This is a genomic window from Burkholderia sp. AW49-1 (genome assembly GCF_053427845.1).
On record NZ_JBSAXF010000021.1, the window covers coordinates 43,600 to 63,637 of the forward strand.

Annotated in this window: 21 protein-coding genes; 18 read left to right on the plus strand and 3 right to left on the minus strand. The window is 66.8% G+C overall.

Annotated features, from left to right (window positions below):
- Positions 1-38 precede the first annotated feature (38 nt).
- Complete coding sequence (locus ACV22W_RS25415; protein WP_448022361.1) at positions 39-3,137, minus strand: Rne/Rng family ribonuclease; 3,099 nt, start codon at positions 3,135-3,137, stop codon at positions 39-41.
- A 723-nt stretch (positions 3,138-3,860) separates the two neighbouring features.
- On the opposite strand from ACV22W_RS25415, the gene rluC reads away from it, so the two are divergent.
- The 4 genes from rluC to ACV22W_RS25435 are packed head-to-tail and all read left to right on the plus strand — an operon-like array spanning position 3,861 to position 6,942.
- A complete protein-coding gene (gene rluC / locus ACV22W_RS25420) occupies positions 3,861-4,865 on the plus strand; it encodes a 23S rRNA pseudouridine(955/2504/2580) synthase RluC (RefSeq protein ID WP_059702505.1) in 1,005 nt (334 codons plus the stop codon).
- Between the two features lie 5 nt (positions 4,866-4,870).
- Entirely contained in the window at positions 4,871-5,530 is a 660-nt protein-coding gene (locus tag ACV22W_RS25425) for an HAD-IA family hydrolase (protein ID WP_448022362.1), read from the plus strand.
- Positions 5,527-5,937 (plus strand): Rieske (2Fe-2S) protein, encoded by a 411-nt coding sequence (locus ACV22W_RS25430; protein ID WP_448022363.1) that lies wholly within the window; start codon positions 5,527-5,529, stop codon positions 5,935-5,937. The genes ACV22W_RS25425 and ACV22W_RS25430 overlap by 4 nt, the downstream gene beginning before the upstream one ends.
- A 12-nt stretch (positions 5,938-5,949) precedes the next feature.
- Positions 5,950-6,942 carry a S49 family peptidase gene (locus tag ACV22W_RS25435; protein ID WP_059702499.1) on the plus strand — a complete coding sequence of 331 codons (993 nt, stop codon included), beginning with the start codon at positions 5,950-5,952 and terminating at the stop codon, positions 6,940-6,942.
- A 72-nt stretch (positions 6,943-7,014) separates the two neighbouring features.
- Here the strand turns inward: ACV22W_RS25435 and ACV22W_RS25440 are convergent, their stop codons facing one another.
- Together ACV22W_RS25440 and ACV22W_RS25445 are read right to left on the minus strand one after the other, a co-directional pair.
- Entirely contained in the window at positions 7,015-7,737 is a 723-nt protein-coding gene (locus ACV22W_RS25440) for an SAM-dependent methyltransferase (protein WP_059523739.1), read from the minus strand.
- Positions 7,734-8,363, minus strand: coding sequence for a Maf-like protein (locus tag ACV22W_RS25445; protein ID WP_448022364.1), 630 nt, complete (start codon positions 8,361-8,363; stop codon positions 7,734-7,736). The genes ACV22W_RS25440 and ACV22W_RS25445 overlap by 4 nt, the downstream gene beginning before the upstream one ends.
- A gap of 255 nt (positions 8,364-8,618) precedes the next feature.
- Here ACV22W_RS25445 and ACV22W_RS25450 point away from each other — a divergent pair, with 255 nt between their 5' ends.
- The 14 genes from ACV22W_RS25450 (at position 8,619) to ACV22W_RS25515 (ending at position 20,032) form a co-directional block, all read left to right on the plus strand.
- Entirely contained in the window at positions 8,619-9,254 is a 636-nt protein-coding gene (locus tag ACV22W_RS25450) for a YceD family protein (protein ID WP_059702495.1), read from the plus strand.
- A 98-nt stretch (positions 9,255-9,352) separates the two neighbouring features.
- The gene (gene rpmF, locus ACV22W_RS25455) at positions 9,353-9,532 is read left to right on the plus strand and encodes a 50S ribosomal protein L32 (RefSeq protein ID WP_006051932.1); all 180 of its coding nucleotides are present in this window, start codon (positions 9,353-9,355) and stop codon (positions 9,530-9,532) included.
- A 129-nt stretch (positions 9,533-9,661) separates the two neighbouring features.
- On the plus strand, positions 9,662-10,768 hold the full coding sequence (gene plsX, locus ACV22W_RS25460; RefSeq protein WP_448022365.1) for a phosphate acyltransferase PlsX: 1,107 nt from the start codon (positions 9,662-9,664) through the stop codon (positions 10,766-10,768).
- Positions 10,769-11,758, plus strand: a complete 990-nt coding sequence (locus tag ACV22W_RS25465; RefSeq protein ID WP_059691080.1) for a beta-ketoacyl-ACP synthase III — start codon at positions 10,769-10,771, stop codon at positions 11,756-11,758.
- Positions 11,759-11,843: 85 nt separating this feature from the next.
- Positions 11,844-12,776 (plus strand): ACP S-malonyltransferase, encoded by a 933-nt coding sequence (gene fabD, locus ACV22W_RS25470; RefSeq protein ID WP_448022366.1) that lies wholly within the window; start codon positions 11,844-11,846, stop codon positions 12,774-12,776.
- Positions 12,777-12,812: 36 nt separating this feature from the next.
- Positions 12,813-13,562 (plus strand): 3-oxoacyl-ACP reductase FabG, encoded by a 750-nt coding sequence (gene fabG, locus ACV22W_RS25475; RefSeq protein WP_006752487.1) that lies wholly within the window; start codon positions 12,813-12,815, stop codon positions 13,560-13,562.
- A gap of 144 nt (positions 13,563-13,706) precedes the next feature.
- A complete protein-coding gene (acpP, locus tag ACV22W_RS25480) occupies positions 13,707-13,946 on the plus strand; it encodes an acyl carrier protein (RefSeq protein ID WP_004197638.1) in 240 nt (79 codons plus the stop codon).
- A 162-nt stretch (positions 13,947-14,108) separates the two neighbouring features.
- A complete protein-coding gene (gene fabF, locus ACV22W_RS25485; RefSeq protein WP_059691082.1) occupies positions 14,109-15,341 on the plus strand; it encodes a beta-ketoacyl-ACP synthase II in 1,233 nt (410 codons plus the stop codon).
- A gap of 11 nt (positions 15,342-15,352) precedes the next feature.
- Positions 15,353-15,817: a hypothetical protein gene (locus ACV22W_RS25490; RefSeq protein WP_448022367.1), complete on the plus strand. Its 465-nt coding sequence runs from the start codon at positions 15,353-15,355 to the stop codon at positions 15,815-15,817.
- Between the two features lie 91 nt (positions 15,818-15,908).
- Entirely contained in the window at positions 15,909-16,508 is a 600-nt protein-coding gene (gene rpoE / locus ACV22W_RS25495; RefSeq protein ID WP_006752490.1) for an RNA polymerase sigma factor RpoE, read from the plus strand.
- Positions 16,509-16,596: 88 nt separating this feature from the next.
- Positions 16,597-17,214, plus strand: coding sequence for a sigma-E factor negative regulatory protein (locus ACV22W_RS25500; RefSeq protein WP_448022396.1), 618 nt, complete (start codon positions 16,597-16,599; stop codon positions 17,212-17,214).
- A 5-nt stretch (positions 17,215-17,219) separates the two neighbouring features.
- On the plus strand, positions 17,220-18,272 hold the full coding sequence (locus tag ACV22W_RS25505) for a MucB/RseB C-terminal domain-containing protein (RefSeq protein ID WP_223963168.1): 1,053 nt from the start codon (positions 17,220-17,222) through the stop codon (positions 18,270-18,272).
- A gap of 16 nt (positions 18,273-18,288) precedes the next feature.
- Complete coding sequence (locus tag ACV22W_RS25510; protein WP_448022368.1) at positions 18,289-19,788, plus strand: DegQ family serine endoprotease; 1,500 nt, start codon at positions 18,289-18,291, stop codon at positions 19,786-19,788.
- Positions 19,789-19,795: 7 nt separating this feature from the next.
- Positions 19,796-20,032 (plus strand): glutaredoxin family protein, encoded by a 237-nt coding sequence (locus tag ACV22W_RS25515; protein ID WP_448022369.1) that lies wholly within the window; start codon positions 19,796-19,798, stop codon positions 20,030-20,032.
- Positions 20,033-20,038 lie beyond the last annotated feature (6 nt).

Here is a 20,038-nt window from a genome sequence, read left to right on the forward strand (position 1 = left end):
GCCGGAGGCGGGCTTTTCCTGGTCGGGCGATGCGTCGCTTAATGTTGCGACGTTTCGACCTGCTGCATCGGGGTCGTGTCGACCGGCGGCAGCGCCTTGCGCTCGCGCGGAACGCGGACTGCGCGCGGCAGGCGCGACGCGGCTTCCTGAGCAGCGCGGAACTTGTCGGCGTCGGTGTTCACCCACACGAGACCGGCTTGTTCCAGCACGACATCGAGGCTCGCCGAAGCTGGCGCAGCGGCCGTTTGCACGGGCGCCGGAGCCGGCGCGGCAACGGCTTCGACCGACGCAGTTTCGACGCGAGCCGGTTCGACGGCGGCCGGAGCCACTTCGGCTGCGACGACCGGTGCCGGGGCAGCCTGCTCGACGGGCGCGGACTGAAGCGCTTCGACGGCAGCCGGCGCGGCCGGCACTTCGAATGCATCGGTCGGCGAAACCGCGACCGGAGCCGGGGCGGCTTCCGTAGCAGCGGCCGGCGTGACCGGTGCCGATTCGGCTGCCGGTGCGACGACGGCCGGCTCGAGCGGCGCGACCGGCGTCGCTTCGACGCGAACCGGTGCCGGTTGCGGCTCGGCCGCGACCGGTGCGGCTGCTTCGGCAACGACTGCGCCTGCTGCGGCGACGGCTGCCATCGCGACCGGTGCGGCCGTATGTGCCGGCTCGACCGCGCTCGGGGTTTCCGTCGTCACGGCTTGCACGGCGGCTTCGCCGTCCGCGCCTTGCTCGGCGTGGTCGACGACTGCGCCTTCGTCCTCGCGTTCGCGACGACCGCCACGGCGACCGCGGCGGCGGCGGCGACGTTCCTCGCCGTCACGTGCGCCGGCTTCCGCGTCGGCCGCGACATCGACGCCCGGCAGGGCGACGGCTGCGGCCTGGTCGGCTTCCGCTTCCGGATGGTTCTCGCCACGGGTGACGGTTTCGAGCGTCGCCGCGTGTTGCGTCGGCTTGCGGCGCTCTCCGCGCTCGCGACGTTCGCCGCGTTCTTGGCGCTCGCCGCGGCCGGCTGCCTCGACGGCTTCCGGCTGCTCGGTGCGCTCGCGCGGTTCGCGGTTCTCGCGCGGTTCACGCGGCTCGCGGCTCTCACGCGGTTCGCGGCCTTCGCGCGGGCCACGGCCCTCGCGGCTTTCGCGCGGCTCACGGCCTTCGCGCGGTTCACGGCCTTCGCGCGGTTCGCGACCTTCGCGCGGTTCACGCCCTTCCTTGCCTTCGCGTTCCTGGCGTTGCGACTGGCCACGGCCTGCCGCTGCCTGATCGCGACCGCCCTGAGCCTGCTGAGCGCCGCCGCGACGATTGCGGTTGCGATCGCCGCCGCGCTGCTCGGTCTTCTCGGTCCGCTCGCGGGCCGGACGGGCTGCCTGCTCCTTGGCCGGTGCCGGTGCGACCGGCGCGGGTGCCGGAGCCGGCGACATGCCGAACAGACCCTTCAGCCAGCCGATGAAACCGCCGCTCGCCGCGGCGACCGGTGCGGGCGCCGCCACCGGCTCGACCGGCCGCTGCGGTGCCGGGCTCGGTGCCGGACGCTCGGGCGTGATGCCCTTGACCGCGGCTTCCTGCTTCGGCTTCACGTCGGCCGCACGCTTGCTGTAGCCGGTTTCCGACTCCAGTTCGCGGGCGGCTTCTTCCGCCATCTTCCAGGACGCACGCGGATCGTCGAGGCGCGCGTCGTCATGGCGCAGGCGCTCGAGCTTGTAGTGCGGCGTATCGAGGTGCTTGTTCGGGATCAGCACGATGCCGACCTTGAAGCGCGACTCGATCTTGTTGATTTCCTGACGCTTTTCGTTGAGCAGGAAGGCGGTCACCTCGACCGGCACCTGGCAGTGGATCGCCGCGGTGTTTTCCTTCATCGCTTCTTCCTGAATGATCCGCAGGACCTGCAGCGCGGACGATTCGGTATCGCGGATGTGGCCGGTGCCGTTACAGCGCGGGCACGTCACGTGGCTGCCTTCCGACAGGGCCGGACGCAGGCGCTGGCGCGACAGTTCCATCAGGCCGAAGCGGGAGATCTTGCCCATCTGCACGCGTGCACGGTCATGCTTGAGCGCGTCCTTCAGGCGTTGCTCGACTTCGCGCTGGCTCTTCGCCGACTCCATGTCGATGAAATCGATCACGATCAGGCCGCCGAGGTCGCGCAGGCGCAGCTGGCGGGCCACTTCGTCAGCCGCTTCGAGGTTCGTGCGGGTCGCCGTTTCCTCGATGTCCGCGCCTTTGGTCGCACGCGCCGAGTTGACGTCGATCGCGACGAGCGCTTCGGTGTGGTCGATCACGATCGCGCCGCCCGACGGCAGCGGCACCGTGCGCGAGTAGGCCGTTTCGATTTGGTGCTCGATCTGGAAGCGCGAGAAGAGCGGCACGTCGTCGTGGTAACGCTTCACCTTCGACACGTTGTCCGGCATCACGATGTCCATGAACGCACGGGCCTGATCGTAGATCTCGGTCGTGTCGATCAGGATTTCGCCGATATCGGGCTGGAAATAGTCCCGGATCGCGCGGATCACGAGGCTCGATTCCAGATAGATCAGCATCGGCTGGCCGGAATTGCCGCTTTGCGACGCCGCCTCGATCGCGCGCCACAGTTGCAGCAGGTAGTTCAGATCCCACTGCAGTTCCTCGGCGCTGCGGCCGATGCCCGCGGTGCGGGCGATCATGCTCATGCCGTCCGGAATCTGCAACTGCGCCATGGTTTCGCGCAGTTCCTGCCGCTCGTCGCCTTCGATCCGGCGCGATACGCCGCCGCCGCGCGGGTTGTTCGGCATCAGCACGAGGTAGCGGCCGGCGAGCGAGATGAAGGTCGTGAGGGCGGCGCCCTTGTTGCCTCGCTCTTCCTTCTCGACCTGGACGATCAGCTCCTGGCCTTCGCGCAGGGCATCCTGGATGCGCGCCGAGCGCATGTCGATGCCTTCCTTGAAGTACTGGCGGGCGACTTCCTTGAACGGCAGGAAGCCGTGGCGGTCTTCGCCGTAGTTGACGAAGCACGCTTCGAGCGACGGCTCGATGCGGGTCACGACACCTTTGTAGATATTGCCTTTGCGCTGTTCGCGCCCGGCTGTCTCGATGTCGATGTCGATGAGCTTTTGCCCATCAACGATGGCGACGCGCAGCTCCTCCTGCTGCGTCGCATTGAACAGCATGCGTTTCATGAACGACTCCAGGCGGCTCTGCTGCCGGCGCCTCGCGGTTGTCAGTCGCGAGGGCGGGAACGACGGCAGGCCGCGCCTTGTTGTGTTGTCACGAGCACGCTGGAGCGGGAAGGATGGCGGGGAGAATTGCCTGAAGAGGCGCTTGGGCCCGAAAGACGGGGCCGGCGGCCAAAGGGCACCTGCGAACACGGCTTCAAAGCACGGCGTCCACACACCGCACGCTGCGAAAGCGCGCTAAGCCTGAGACCGGGGCACTGCCACGGGGCGCGCGCAATGCGTCGCGCGCGCCGACGGGCGGCAGATGCTGCGGCTTGGGCCGCAGCGGGGAGTATCGAATCCAGCCCGACTTTCCCGCCTGGGGTGTACTTCCCTGGTTTGACGTCGCCAAGCCCCGCACGCTTCGCGGGGCCAAATCGGGCGCAACGCCGTATTTTCGCAACCGGCAGCCTGCGGACGTACTTCACGCCGTCGGGCTGCCGATCAAATTCTTTTCAACCAACTTTCCGTTACCGCGGCGCCTTGCCGACCGAATCCGCCTGCGGGCGCGATCCTTGCCGACGGTGGGCGCCGTGCGTGCAACTTGCTGCATCTCTTTGATTAGGGGCGAGCAGCAGACCCCCGGCGCAAGTAAAATAGCAGTTTGCGCTTGCGCCTTGCCCGATTCCGTCGGGGCCGGCCTGTCAGGCCACCCTCAACGTCAGGCTGGGCAAAATTATATTCAGTATGAATGAGTTAGGCAAAATATCCCAGAATTCAGTCGCAAGCGGCCAGGTATCGATGATCCAGATCGACGAAAACTCGGCCGGTCAGCGGATCGACAACTTCCTGTTGCGCGTCTGTAAAGGCGTGCCCAAAAGCCATATTTACCGGATCCTGCGCAGCGGCGAAGTGCGCGTGAACAAGGGTCGGGTCGACGCCCAGTATCGCCTCGCGTTCGGCGACATCGTCCGCGTGCCGCCCGTGCGGGTGGCGGCGGCCGACCTCGCGCGCGCCGACACGCCGATCGTGCCGCCCGCGCAGTTCGAGGTGCTGTACGAAGACGACGCGATGCTCGTCATCAACAAGCCGGCGGGCGTCGCCGTGCACGGCGGCAGCGGCGTCGCGTTCGGCGTGATCGAGCAGATGCGCCAGGCGCGTCCGCGGGCGAAGTTCCTTGAACTCGTGCATCGGCTCGACCGCGAGACTTCCGGGATCCTGATGCTCGCGAAGAAGCGCTCGGCGCTCGTCGGCCTGCACGAGCAGATCCGCGAGAACCGGATGGACAAGCGTTACTTCGCGTGCGGACACGGAGAGTGGCAGTCCGACTGGGGCCGCCGCCGCGCGGTGAAGGCGCCGCTGTTCAAGTATTCGACCCCGGAAGGGGAGCGGCGGGTGCGCGTGCAGGACGACGGCCTGCCGTCGCACACGGTGTTCAACCTGATCGAGCGCTGGCCGGACTATGCGCTGGTCGAAGCGGAACTTAAAACGGGTCGGACCCATCAGATCCGTGTGCACCTCGCGCATCTCGGCCTGCCGATCGCCGGCGACGCCAAGTACGGCGATTTCGCACTGAACAAGGCGCTGGCGCGCGCGAACGCGCAGCCGTCGCTCAAACGGATGTTCCTGCATGCGCACCGGCTGAAGCTCGCGCATCCGCTAACCGGCGAGGCGCTGCAGTTCGACGCGCCGCTGCCGGACGAATGCCGGCGCTTCCTCGATCAACTCCGCGCTCTGCGCGATACCGCCTGACTCGCATGGCCCGACAGCAATTTGACCTGATCGTCTTCGACTGGGACGGCACGCTGATGGATTCGACTGCGCACATCGCGCACAGCATCCAGGCCGCGTGCCGTGATCTCGGCCTGCCCGCGCCGTCGGACGAGGCGTCCCGCTATGTGATCGGCCTCGGCCTGCGCGACGCGCTTCAGATCACGGCGCCGACCCTCGATCCGTCCGACTATCCGCGGCTGGCCGAACGTTATCGCTATCACTACCTGCTGGACGATCAGCGCATCGAACTGTTCGCCGGCGTGCGCGAACTGCTCGCGGAATTGCGCGATACGGGTTACCTGCTCGCGGTCGCGACCGGCAAGGGCCGCGTCGGGCTGAACCGCGTGCTCGACCAGTCGAAGCTGACGAGCCTGTTCGATGCGACGCGCTGCGCGGACGAGACGTTCTCGAAGCCGCACCCGGCGATGCTGCACGAACTGTCGCGTGAATTGGGGCAGGATCTCGCGCGTACCGTGATGATCGGCGACACCACGCACGACCTGCAGATGGCTGCCAGCGCCGGGGCCGCCGGCATTGGCGTCGCGTACGGCGCGCACACGGCCGATGCGCTGGCCGCGCTGACGCCGCGCTTCGTCGCGCCGGACGTCGGCTCGCTGGCGGCGTGGCTGCGGGAACACGCATGAGCACGGCGCCGGAAGCCGTGCGCGTGTGCGCATCGGACGCACTGGCCGACGGCGGTGCCGGCGTGCGCGTCGACGCATCGTTGCGCGGCGAGCAGGCGGTCGTGTTCTTCGTGCGTTACGAAGGTCGCGCTTACGGCTACCTGAACCGCTGCGCGCACGTGCCGATGGAGCTCGACTGGGCCGAAGGGCAATTCTTCGAGTCGTCGGGCCTGTACCTGATGTGCGCGACGCACGGCGCGATCTACGCGCCGGATACCGGCAAGTGCGTCGGCGGCCCGTGCCGCGGCGGCCGTCTGCGGCCGGTCGAAGTCGACGAGCGCGACACGCCGGACGGGCGTGCGGTATTCTGGGTGCCGGATGCCGACCTGGGGCCCGCCGCTCCGCCTCCTTCCGCCACGACCGACTGACGACATTACTGCATGGCCGACCAACCGAACATCCCTGATTCCTCGTCCCGTCCCGACAGCCGCGAACCGAACTGGGAGCGTGCGGCGCTTGAGCGGATCGCGCTCGCGGCCGTCAAGGAACAGCGTGCGGCGCGGCGCTGGAAGATCTTCTTCCGCTTCGCGTTCCTCGGCGTATTCGTGCTCTTCGCGTTCGCGCTGATCGATTTCTCGAGCGACTCGAAGTTCTCGTCGAGCGGGCGCCACACGGCGCTCGTGACGATCGACGGCGAGATCGCGGCGGGCACCAACGCGAACGCCGACGACATCAATACGGCGCTGGATGCCGCTTTCGACGACAGCGGCACGGCCGGCGTCGTGCTGCGGATCAACAGCCCGGGCGGCAGCCCGGTGCAGGCAGGAATGGTCTACGACGAGATCCGCCGGCTCCGCACGAAGTATCCGGACAAGCCGTTGTACGTCGTCGTGACCGACATGTGCGCATCGGGCGGCTATTACATTGCGTCCGCCGCCGACAAGATCTTCGTCGACAAGGCGAGTATCGTCGGCTCGATTGGCGTGCTGATGGACGGGTTCGGCTTCACGGGCCTGATGGGCAAGCTGGGCGTCGATCGCCGCCTGCACACGTCGGGCGAAAACAAGGGCTTCTACGACCCGTTCTCGCCCGAGACGCCGAAGATGGATGCCCATGCGCAGGCGCTGCTCGACCAGGTCCATGCGCAGTTCATCAAGGCCGTGAAGGATGGCCGCGGCAAGCGGCTGCACGAAACGCCCGACATGTTCTCGGGTCTGTTCTGGACCGGCGAGAAGAGCGTCGAACTCGGGCTCGCCGACGGCTACGGCACGACCGACACGGTCGCGCGCGACGTGCTGAAGGCGCCGGATCTCGTCGACTACACGGTGAAGGAAAGCCTGACGAATCGCGTTGCGCGCAAGTTCGGCGCGGCGGTCGGCGGTGCCGCGATGAAGGCGCTGACCGCCGGCGGCGCGTCGTTCAGCCTGCGCTGAGCGGCAGCCGGCCGGCGCCGCGGCGAGCGGAGCGGGGTGCCCCGTGCCGCGAGGCTGTTGCCGGTGCCGATCTCAGTTCGCGAGCAGCAGGAAGATGGCGGGGCGCTTGTGCAGATTCGGCGCAGGCGCCTTTTTCCAGTCGGCCACCGTACGGCTGGCGATCGTCTCGGTCTCGAGGGTCAGGTCGGCTGCGACGCAGATCTGCGTCGACGGCGCGCAGGTCGCGACGAGCGTGTCGAGCATCGCGTGGTTCCGGTACGGCGTCTCGATGAAGATCTGCGTCTGGCGCGCCTTGCGCGACAACTGCTCGAGTTCGCGCAGGCGTTTCGCGCGCGCGGCCGCATCGACCGGCAGATAGCCGTTGAACGCGAAACTCTGGCCGTTCAGGCCGGATGCCATCAGCGCGAGCAGGATCGAACTCGGCCCGACGAGCGGCACGACCTTCACGCCGCGCTCGTGCGCCCGGCGGACCAGCAGCGCGCCAGGATCGGCAACGGCGGGGCAGCCGGCCTCGGATACGAGCCCGGCGTCCGCCCCCGCCAGTACCGGTGCGAGCAGCCGGTCGATCTCGCCGGCCGGCGTATTGACGTTCAGTTCCCGGATCTCGATTTCCTGGATCGGCCGCGTCGTGCCGATCTTCTTCAGGAACGCGCGGGTCGTTTTCGCGTTTTCGCCGATGTAATAGCCGAGCGTGCCGGCGCGCGCCTGGACGGCCGCGGGCAGCACGGCGGCGAGCATCGATGCGTCGCCTTCGCCGAGGGTGTTCGGGACGAGATAGAGCGTGCCGGCCGTCATGCGCGGTCTCCCTGGGTGGCAAAGAGCGGATAGCCCGCGGCACGCAGCATCCGCGTGAGCGCGATCAGCGGCAGGCCGACGAGCGCCGTCGGGTCGTCGGAGTCGATGGCATCCAGCAGCGCGATGCCGAGGCCTTCGGATTTCGCGCTGCCGGCGACGTCGTACGGCGTTTCCGCACGCAAGTATGCGTCGAGTTCGGCTTCGGGCAGCGAGCGGAAGCGCACGTGCGTGACGACGTCCTCGCTCCAGGTTTCACCCGTGCGGCTGTCGTACAAGCTGAGCGCACTGTGGAATTCGACGTCGCGGCCCTGCATCGACAGGAGCTGCGCGAGCGCGCGCTCGTGCGTGCCGGGCTTGCCGATCTGGTGGCCGTCGAACGTCGCGACCTGGTCCGAACCGATCACGAGTACGCCGTCCGGCGCGTCGATCGTCGCGGCGACCGCGCGCGCCTTCGCGCCGGCGAGGCGCAGCGCGGTCGCGGCCGGCGTTTCGCCTTCGAGCGGGGTTTCGTCGAGGTCGGGCGACATCACGTCGAACGGCACGCCGAGGCGCTCGAGGAGCGCGCGGCGATAGCGGGAACTGGAGGCGAGAATCAGCCGCGGCGGGCGGCAAACGGTATCCGGCATGGTCGATTGGGTCGATGAGTCGTCAGGTGTGGCGCGGTGTTGCGAGGGCGCAAGCATAAGTGATTGACCGCAAAAGGTAAAACAGGTATGCTTTCCCGCTTTTCGTCGGCAGGCTTTCGCAGTGGTGGCGCCTGCCGGGTCTTCGGAAGTAAAGTACGTAATCGTACGCGGCGTAGATCGCGCACGTGCGCGGCGCCAAATGTACGGCGCCAGCAAGCCGGATCCCGCAAGTCAGCCTGTAGGCAGGAGCGCAACATGAACACTTCTTCTGGCAAACCTGCGGCGTCGCTTGATCCGCACGCAGTCGACCTGTTCGAATTCGCCCGCAGCGGGCGGCAGGCAGCGGGTGCCGTGCGCCTGTCGCAGCTGCCGCGCATGCTGAACGAAGTGCCGGCGGACGCGCCCGATCGCGACACGGTCTTCACGTGGCAGGCCGAAGGGTTCACCCAGAAAGAGTTGCAGGACGACGGCGCCGATGGGCAGCAGCCGTATCTGCGCCTCGCGGTGCACGGCCATGCGTGGCTCACGTGCCAGCGCTGCATGACCCCGTACGACCAGACGTTCGACGTCGACATGACGTACCGGGTCGTTGCGACCGAAGAAGAAGCTGAAGAATTTCCGCTCGACGACGATGAAGCCGATGTGATCGTGGGCTCACGCCAGTTCGATCTCGTCGACTTGATCGAAGAGGAGTTGCTGCTTTCGTTGCCGCTCGTGCCCAAGCACGAGGTTTGCCCGGCAGTTCACGAAAGCCTCGTGTCGGGTGCGAGCGGTCCTTCGGAAGACGCGGACGACGAGTCCGCCGAAGACGAGGACGAAGGCAAACGGCCGAATCCGTTCGCGGCGCTGGAAGCGCTGAAGAAGGACGGGGACGGCGGCAAGAAACACTAAGCAGTTGTGGCGCGGGAAGGCGTAAGGGCTTTGGGCCAGGGTAGTTAAGCGCCGGATCGGGCTGTGTTAGAATCCGGAAAATTATTTAGGAGTTAGTCATGGCAGTCCAGCAAAACAAGAAGTCGCCGTCGAAGCGCGGCATGCATCGTTCGCACGATTTCCTGACGGCAGCGCCGCTGGCAGTCGAGCCGAGCACGGGTGAGGTGCACCTGCGTCACCACGTCAGCCCGAACGGCTACTATCGCGGCAAGAAAGTCGTCAAGACGAAGAACGACTAAGCGTCAAGTCACGCGTTGCGCGCTACGATCGCCGTTCGCGTGACAACTGGTTCGCTTGACACTTTCCTGGCTCAACAAAAAGGCGGCATTCAACTGCCGCTTTTTTGTGCCTGAAATTCGTCGCATTCCATGACCGTAAAGCTCACAATCGATTGCATGGGAGGCGACCACGGCCCGTCCGTGACCGTTCCCGCGGCAGTCAAGTTCGTCCGCGCGCATCCCGATGCGCACCTGATGCTCGTCGGCATCGAAAGCGCGATCCGCGCCCAGCTGAAAAAGCTGAAAGCCCTCGACGATCCCGCGCTGACCATCGTGCCCGCCACCGAAGTCGTGGCGATGGACGACCCTGTCGAAGTGGCGCTGCGCAAGAAGAAGGATTCTTCGATGCGTGTCGCGCTCAACCAAGTCAAGGAAGGCGCGGCCCAGGCCTGTATCTCCGCCGGCAACACCGGCGCGCTGATGGCCGTTTCCCGTTATGTGCTCAAGACGCTGCCCGGCATCGAGCGGCCTGCGATCGCGTTCGCGCTGCCGAACCCGACCGGCTACACGATGATGCTGGACCTCGGCGCGAACGTCGACTGCGAGCCGCAGCACCTGCTGCAGTTCGCGGAGATGGGGCACGCGCTCGTTGCGGCGCTCGAAGGCAAGGAGCGTCCGACGATCGGCCTGCTGAACATCGGCGAAGAGGTGATCAAGGGCAATGAGACGATCAAGCGCGCAGGTGAACTGCTGCGCGCCAGCACGCTGAATTTCCGCGGCAACGTCGAAGGCAACGACATCTACAAGGGCACGGTCGACGTGATCGTCTGCGACGGCTTCGTCGGCAACGTCGCGCTCAAGACGTCCGAAGGGCTCGCACAGATGCTGTCCGACATCATCCGCGAGGAGTTCGGCCGTTCGCTGATGTCGAAGCTGATGGCGCTGCTTGCGCTGCCGGTGCTGATGCGTTTCAAGAAGCGCGTCGATCACCGCCAGTACAACGGTGCGGCGCTGCTGGGGCTGAAGAGCCTCGTGATCAAAAGCCACGGTTCGGCCGATGCCTACGCGTTTGAGTGGGCGATCAAACGCGGGTATGATGCCGTCAAAAACGGCGTGCTGGAGCGCCTCGCGCGCGCGATGGCGGACAATTCGGTGTCGCTCGGCGACGGCGAACACGACGCGGGCGGCGCGGGCCAGACGAGCCCGGCCGCAGGCCATCACGCCGAACCTTCCGCTGCGCAATCCTCTAAAGCATAAATGGCCCAATCGACTCTCTATTCCCGCGTGCTCGGCACGGGCAGCTACCTGCCGCCCGACCGCGTCACGAACCAGCAGCTCGCCGATCGACTCGCGAAGGAAGGCATCGAGACGAGCGATGAGTGGATCGTTGCGCGCACGGGCATCCATGCGCGTCACTTCGCCGCACCGGACGTCACGACGAGCGATCTCGCGCTCGAAGCGTCGCGTCGTGCGATCGAGGCCGCCGACATCGATCCTCAGTCGATCGACCTGATCATCGTCGCGACTTCGACCCCCGATTTCGTGTTTCCCAGCACGGCGTGCCTGCTGCAGAACAAGCTCGGCATCAAGAACGGTGGCGCGGCATTCGACGTGCAGGCGGTGTGCTCGGGCTTCGCCTATGCGATGGCGACGGCCGACAGCTTCATCCGCAGCGGCCAGCACCGCACGGCGCTCATCGTCGGCGCGGAGACGTTCTCGCGCATTCTCGATTTCAAGGACCGCACGACCTGCGTGCTGTTCGGCGACGGCGCGGGCGCGGTGATCCTGTCCGCATCGGAAGAGCCGGGCGTGCTCGGCAGCGCGCTGCACGCGGACGGCAGCTATTCAAACATCCTCTGCACGCCGGGCAACGTCAATCGCGGCGTGATCGACGGCAGCGCGTTCCTGTACATGGACGGGCAGGCCGTGTTCAAGCTCGCGGTCAACGTGCTCGAGAAGGTCGCGATCGAGGCGCTCGCCAAGGCGAATCTCGCGCCCGAGCAGGTCGACTGGCTGATTCCGCACCAGGCCAACATCCGCATCATGACCAGCACCTGCCGCAAGCTCGGCCTGCCGCAGGAGCGCATGGTCGTGACGGTCGACCAGCACGGCAACACGTCGGCCGCGTCGATCCCGCTGGCGCTCGACACCGCGGTGCGCGACGGCCGCATCCAGCGCGGTCAGCACGTGCTGATCGAAGGCGTCGGCGGCGGCTTCACGTGGGGCGCATCCGTCTTCCGCTACTGATCCGCGGCGCGCATTTGCCGCGCGCGGATCCCGAACCGGCGCGCCGTTCGCGCGCGCCGTCCGAATCGATTCAATTGGGGACGATATGAAATTTGCATTCGTTTTTCCGGGGCAGGGCTCGCAGTCGGTCGGCATGCTCAACGCATTCGCCGATCTGGCCGTCGTGCGCGAGACGCTCCAGGAAGCATCCGATGCACTCAATCAGGATCTCGGCAAGCTGATCGCCGAAGGTCCGGCCGAAGAACTGAATCTGACCACCAACACGCAGCCCGTGATGCTGACGGCCGCCTACGCGTGCTATCGCGCATGGCAGCAGGCCGGCGGTCCGGCACCGTCGATCGTCGCGGGCCACAGCCTCGGCGAGTACACGGCGCTCGTCGCCGCGGGCGCGATCGCGTTCAAGGACGCGGTGCCGCTCGTGCGCTTCCGCGCGCAGGCGATGCAGACGGCCGTGCCGGTCGGCGAGGGTGGCATGGCCGCGATCCTGGGTCTCGATGACGACACGGTGCGCGCGGTGTGCGCCGAAGCCGCGCAAGCGGGCGTCGTCGAAGCCGTGAACTTCAACGCGCCGGCGCAGGTCGTGATCGCGGGCGCGAAGGCGGCCGTCGAGAAGGCCTGCGAGATCGCGAAGGCGAAGGGCGCGAAGCGCGCGTTGCCGCTGCCGGTGTCGGCGCCGTTCCATTCGTCGCTGCTCAAGCCGGCGTCGGACCAGCTGCGCGACTATCTCGCGAACGTCGACGTGAAGGCGCCGCAGATTCCGGTCGTCAACAACATCGACGTCGCGGTGGTCAGCGATCCGGCCGCGATCAAGGACGCGCTGGTGCGCCAGGCCGCGGGCCCGGTGCGCTGGGTCGAATGCGTGCGGTACATCGCGGGCACGGGCGTCACGCACGTGATCGAGTGCGGTCCCGGCAAGGTGCTGGCAGGGTTGACGAAGCGCATTGACGGCAACCTGGTCGGCGCATCGGTGTTCGATCCGGCTTCGCTCGACGAAGCACTGAAGCTGGCGACCGCCTGACGCGGCGCCTTTCCTCAAGAGACGGATATTCGATTCATGGAAAAGACTCTCGATAAACAGGTCGCGATCGTGACCGGCGCATCGCGCGGCATCGGCCGGGCGATCGCGCTCGAACTCGCGCGCCTGGGTGCGACGGTGATCGGCACGGCGACGAGCGAATCGGGCGCCGCCGCGATTACCGCAGGGTTCGCGGAAGCGGGCGTGACGGGCCGCGGCGCGGTACTGAACGTCAACGACGCGGCGGCGGCCGAAGCGCTGATCGACGCGACCGTGAAGGAATTCGGCGCGCTTCACGTGCTCGTCAACAACGCCGGCATCACGCAGGACCAGCTCGCGATGCGGATGAAGGACGAGGACTGGGACGCGGTGATCGACACCAACCTGAAGTCGGTGTTCCGCCTGTCGCGTGCGGTGCTGCGTCCGATGATGAAGGCCCGCGGCGGCCGCATCATCAACATCACGTCGGTGGTCGGCTCGGCCGGCAACCCGGGCCAGGCCAACTACGCGGCCGCGAAGGCCGGCGTCGCGGGCATGACGCGTGCGCTCGCGCGCGAGATCGGCAGCCGCGGCATCACGGTGAACTGCGTCGCGCCGGGCTTCATCGACACCGACATGACGAAGACGCTGCCGGAAGAACAGCAGGCCGCGCTCAAGACCCAGATTCCGCTCGGCCGCCTCGGCAGCCCGGAAGACATCGCCCATGCCGTCGCGTTCCTCGCATCGCCGCAGGCCGGTTACATCACCGGCACGACGCTGCACGTGAACGGCGGCATGTACATGTCGTAACGATTTTCGTTTACCATCCGCGCCGTATCCCGTTTTTCAGGCGGATCGGCGCTTGATCGACCATCAAGCCAACGCGCGTTTTGGCGTCAGCAAACCTGATAAAATGCGCGCACTTGTAAATCTGAACTTTCCCTCGGAGGGGTAATGGATAACATCGAACAACGTGTCAAGAAGATCGTCGCTGAGCAACTGGGCGTCGCAGAAGCCGAGATCAAGAACGAAGCATCGTTCGTGAACGATCTGGGCGCGGACTCGCTCGACACGGTCGAACTGGTGATGGCGCTCGAAGACGAGTTCGGCATGGAAATCCCGGACGAAGAAGCAGAGAAGATCACGACCGTTCAGCAAGCGATCGACTACGCTCGCGCAAACGTCAAGGCGTAAGCGCCTTTCGCGCTTGTCTGCCACGTCACCGCGATCTTCGCGTTTGACGCGCCATCCTGCCGGCAACCGCGCCGGACGGACTAACAGCCACAGGGCTCGCAGGGCTGGTTCCTGTGGCCACTGTGGCTTTTGTTTTTGTCATCCAATGGAAAAGAGGTTACCGTGAGCCGCCGTCGTGTTGTCGTTACTGGCCTGGGGCTGATTTCGCCCGTTGGCAATAATGTTGCCGACGGCTGGGCCAATCTCGTCGCCGGCAAGTCCGGCATCGCCACCGTCACGAAGTTCGATCCGTCGAACCTCGCCTGCCATTTCGCTGGCGAGGTGAAGGGTTTCAGCGCCGAGGAATACATTCCGGCGAAGGAAGCCCGCAACATGGATACGTTCATCCATTACGGCATCGCGGCCGGCGTCCAGGCAATCCGGGACAGCGGCCTCGAAGTGAACGAAGCCAATGCGGAACGCATCGGCGTGCTGGTCGGCTCCGGCATCGGCGGCCTGCCGATGATCGAAGACACGCACCAGACTTACGTCGATCGCGGCGCGCGCCGGATTTCGCCGTTCTTCGTGCCGGGTTCGATCATCAACATGATCTCGGGTCACCTGAGCATCATGTTCGGCCTGAAGGGCCCGAACCTCGCGGCCGTGACGGCCTGCACGACCGGTCTGCACAGCATCGGCCTCGCGGCGCGCCTGATCCAGGCCGGCGACGCCGACGTGATGGTCGCGGGCGGCGCCGAATCGACGGTGTCGCCGCTCGGCATCGGCGGCTTCGCGGCCGCGCGTGCGCTGTCGACCCGCAACGACGATCCGGCAACGGCGTCCCGTCCGTGGGACAAGGACCGTGACGGTTTCGTGCTGGGTGAGGGCGCGGGCGTGATGGTGCTCGAGGAGTACGAGGCGGCGAAGGCACGCGGCGCGAAGATCTATGCGGAAGTCTCGGGCTTCGGCATGACGGGCGATGCGTACCACATGACCGCGCCGAACATGGACGGTCCGCGCCGCTGCATGGTTGCGGCGCTGCGCGACGCCGGCGTGAACGCGGACGAGGTCCAGTACCTGAACGCCCACGGCACGTCGACGCAGCTCGGCGACAAGAACGAGTCCGACGCGGTGAAGGCGGCATTCGGCGAGCACGCGTACAAGCTCGTCGTGAACTCGACGAAGTCGATGACGGGCCACCTGCTGGGTGGCGCGGGCGGCCTCGAGTCGGTGTTCACGGTGCTGGCGCTGCACAACAACGTGTCGCCGCCGACCATCAACATCTTCAACCAGGACCCCGAGTGCGATCTCGATTACTGCGCGAACACCGCGCGTGACATGAAGATCGACGTTGCCGTGAAGAACAACTTCGGCTTCGGCGGTACCAACGGCACGCTGGTGTTCAAGCGCGTCTGACGCTGAATCGCTTGACGAGTCCATTCGATGCTCCGGCCGGGCGTCCGCAGCGCTTTGCGTTGCGGGCCTCGGCCGTGTCGTATGTCGTGCTGGCCGTGTTCGTCGCGGCGGCTGCCGCGTCCGCGTACCTGTTCTGGGCGCCGCGGGCCGGTGCCGCAGCCGGTGCGTGCGTGTCCGCGGCGACGGCCGCGCTGCTTGCCGTGTGTGCCGCGCGGGCCTGTGCCCGTCGGCTGCCGGCCGAGCTGCGGATCGATGCATTCGGGGAGGTTGCGGCGTTTGGCCGCACCGGGCGCTTGCTGGCCCGGGGCCGCGTAACCGGCCATGCACACTGGAGCAGCCTGCTGCTCGTGCTGTCGGTCGGGCAGGGCGCCCGGCGTGCCCGGCCGCTGCTGATCCCGGCCGATGCGCTCGACGCCGCGTCGTTCAGCGCGCTGTCCGTGCTGGCGCGTACTGCGGGCACGGCGGGGCGGGCATGACGGTGGCGCAGTTACCGACCGTAACCAGCGGCCGGCGCCGGAACGCTACAATAACGCTCCGCGTTGCATCCCTAGTTAACGGATTTGTCAGGTGAGTGAAAAAGAAATCGATCAGGCTCTGGTCGAGCGCGTACAGAAAGGCGACAAGGCAGCGTTCGAACTCCTGGTCTCCAAATACCACCGCAAGATCATTCGGCTGATCTCGCGCCTCGTGCGGGATCCCGCCGAGGTCGAGGATGTGGCCCAGGACGCGTTCATCAAGGCGTATCGTGCGCTGCCGCAATTTCGCGGCGAGTCGGCGTTCTACACGTGGTTGTACCGGATTGCCGTCAATACGGCGAAGAACTACCTTGCGACGCAGGGCCGCCGGGCACCGACCTCCACCGAGGCCGATGCCGAGGAAGCGGAAACTTTCTCCGACGCAGACCAACTAAGGGATATCAACACGCCTGAGTCGATGTTGATGAGCAAGCAGATTGCCGAGACGGTCAACGCTGCAATGGCCGTCTTGCCCGAAGAGCTGCGCCAGGCGATCACGCTGCGCGAGATCGAGGGTCTGAGCTACGAAGAAATCGCGGAAATGATGGATTGTCCGATCGGGACGGTCCGGTCGCGGATCTTCCGGGCGCGCGAGGCAATCGCTGCGAAATTGCGTCCGCTGCTCGATACGCCCGAAGGCAAGCGCTGGTAAGCGCGACGGGCGCAACGACGCGGGTCGGGGTCTAGTTACGGATAGAGTCGTGAAGTCACGACGGGGTGTGTGCAAGATGGGGAGCATCATGGGGTCGGTCAATACGCAGTCGCAAGCGTGCTCGCGCGGCGAGCGCCTTTCCGCTCTGGTCGACGGTGAACTGTTCGACGGCCCGGATCACGGGCAGTTTCTGGCTGAGCTCGACCGCGCGGATCGCGCTGCGTGGGCCCATTACCACCTGATCGGCGATGCGCTGCGCTCGGACGAGCTCGCGCTGTCGCCCGCGCTGAGCGTCGCGTTCACCGCGCGCATGTCGGCCGCCCTCGAAAGCGAGCCGCATCTGCTCGCGCCGGCCGCCGCGCCGGTCGCGCGCAAGCTGTTGTCGCTGCGCCGGCGTGTCGTGCCCGCGTTCGCGGTCGCCGCCGCCGCCGCCACGCTGACGTGGATCGTCGTCCCGCAGATGCAGACGGCCGGCGCGCCGGGCGCCGTCCAGGTCGCATCGGCAGGCGCACCGCAGAACGGCAACCTGCAGCGCGTGACGGTTGCGCAGGCATCGGCGCAGCCGGGCCTGCAGGACGTCAACATCATCCGCGACGCAAGTCTCGACCAATACCTTGAAGCGCACCAGCAATTCGCACAGCAGCCCGTCGTCACGGGCTCGATGCCGCTGATCCGCGCTGCCGTGACCACCACGCCAGGCCAATAAACCCGATGCGGACATTGCAGTTGAATCACGCCATCTCCGGATGGAAGCGGCTGCCGGCCCTCCTGCTTTGCGCAGCCGCCCTGTTGTCCGTTCAATCCCTCCCAGCCAGCGCCCAGCAACCGGACGATCCCGTCGCGACCCGCAAGGGTGCGGCGGATTGGCTCGATCGCATCCAGCAGGCGGCGCAGCAGCAGAGCTACGAGGGTACGTTCGTCTACCAGCGCGGTGGGTATGTCCAGTCGTCGCGCATCGCGCACGTGGCGTCCCGCGACGGCGAGTTCGAACGGATCGAGTCGCTCGACGGCAAGCCGCGCAAGGTTCTGCGGCACAACGACGAGTTGTACACGTTCGTGCCCGAGCGCAAGTTGTGCGTGGTCGAGCGCCGCCAGACGCGCGACTCGTTCCCTGCATTGCTCGGCGCGGGCGGCGAGCACGTGATGTCCGTTTATGACGCGAAGCTGCTCGGCAAGGACCGGGTGGCCGGGGTCGACGCGCAAGTGGTCGAACTCGTGCCGAAGGATGCGTACCGGTTCACGTACAAGCTGTGGGCCGACACCCGCACCGGGCTGCTGCTGCGTTCGCAGACGCTCGATGCGAGCGATCACGTGCTCGAGCAGGTCGCGTTTTCGCAAGTGCAGACGGGCGGCACGGTCGGCGACAAATCCGCGATCGCGGCCGGCATGCGCAACCTGAGCGGCTGGACGGTCGTCCGCCCGCCGGTCGCGACGGTCGACATGGAAGCGCAGGGCTGGCAAATCGCGCCGACCATCGCCGGCTTCCGGAAGATTCGCGAGGTGCGCAGGCCGATGGCCGCGCGCGACGCCGGCGATCCGCCGATCCCGGTCGATCAGGCCGTCTTCACCGACGGCCTCGCGACGATCTCCGTCTTCATCGAGCCGGCCGAAAAGAACACGCGCAAGGAAGGGGCGGGCAGCACGGGCGCGACCCACGTGCTCGTGAAGCGTCGCGGCGACTACTGGATCACCGTGCTCGGCGAAGTGCCGCCGGCCACGTTGCAGCAGTTCGCGTCTGCCATAGAATACAAGGCTTCCAAGTAACGCTACGGCTTCCGACATGACGAAACTCACGCTGCGCAAAGTGTTCGCGGCGGCGGTGCTGTGTGCCTGCCTGCCGCTCGCCCCGCATACCGCGGCCGCTGTCACGCCTCCTGCAGCCAGCCTTCCCGACTTCGCCGATCTGGTCGAGAAGGTCGGGCCGGCTGTCGTGAACATCCGGACCACCGCGAACGTGCCGACGCCCGGGCCGCGCGGCGTGCTCCCGCCGGGCTTCGACAACGGCGACATGTCGGAATTCTTCCGGCGCTTCTTCGGCATTCCGCTGCCGCAGGCGCCCGGCAACGGCGGCGGCAATGGCAGCCCGAAGAACGCCCCGGCGCCGGATAATCCGCCCGATACCGAGCAGAACCGCGGCGTCGGTTCGGGTTTCATCGTGTCGGCGGACGGCTACGTGATGACCAACGCGCACGTCGTCGACGACGCGGACACCATCTACGTGACGCTGACCGACAAGCGTGAATTCAAGGCGAAACTGGTCGGTGTCGACGACCGCACGGACGTCGCGGTCGTCAAGATCCAGGCGTCGAATCTGCCGGTCGTCGCGGTCGGCGATTCGAACAAGGTGCGTGTCGGCGAGTGGGTCGTCGCGATCGGTTCGCCGTTCGGCCTCGACAACACCGTGACGGCCGGCATCGTGAGTTCGAAGAGCCGCAACACGGGCGATTACCTGCCGTTCATCCAGACCGACGTCGCGGTGAACCCCGGCAACTCGGGCGGTCCGCTGATCAACATGCAGGGTGAGGTGATCGGCATCAACTCGCAGATCTACAGCCGCACTGGCGGTTTCATGGGCATTTCGTTCGCGATCCCGATCGACGAGGCGATGCGCGTGGCAGACCAGCTGAAGGCGACCGGCAAGGTCACGCGCGGCCGCATCGCGGTGGCGATCGGCGAAGTGACGAAGGAGGTGGCCGATTCGATCGGGCTGCCGAAGGCGGAGGGCGCGCTCGTCAGCAGCGTCGAGCCGGGCGGTCCGGCCGACAAGGCGGGCATCCAGCCGGGTGACATCATCCTGAAGTTCAACAGCCGGTCGGTCGATACGGCGTCGGATCTGCCACGCATGGTCGGCGACACGAAGCCCGGCACCAAGGCAACCGTCAGCGTGTGGCGCAAGGGCCAGGCGCGTGATGTGCCGATCACGATCGCCGAGACGCCGGCGGAGACGACGGCGAAGGCCGAGCAGCGCAAGAATGTGCCGCAGAAGCCGCGACAGGCCAATTCCCTTGGTTTGACGGTCAGCGACCTTTCGGCAGACCAGATGAAGTCGCTGAAGCTGAAGAACGGCGTGCAGATCGATGGTGTCGATGGCCCGGCGGCCCGTGCGGGCCTGCAGCGCGGCGACATCGTGCTGCGCGTCGGCGACACCGACATCACGAGCGCGAAGCAGTTCGCCGACGTGACCGCCCAGCTCGATCCGCAGAAGGCGGTCGCGGTGCTCGTGCGGCGCGGTGACAATACGCAGTTCGTGCCGGTGCGCCCGCGCCCGGTCCAGAAGTAACGCGCCGATGTTTACGCTCTACGGCCGCGGCTGGTGCCACCTGTGCGACGACATGCGTGATGCGCTGGCGCCGGTGGCGGCCGCATTCGGCGTTGACGTCGACTGCGTCGACATCGACGCCGATCCGGCACTCGTCGCCCGTTACGACGAGGATGTGCCGGTGCTGTTGCTGGACGGCACGGAAGTGTGCCGCCACCGGTTCGACGAGGCGAGAGTGCGCGGCGCGCTGGCGGCGCGGCGCTGAACCTGG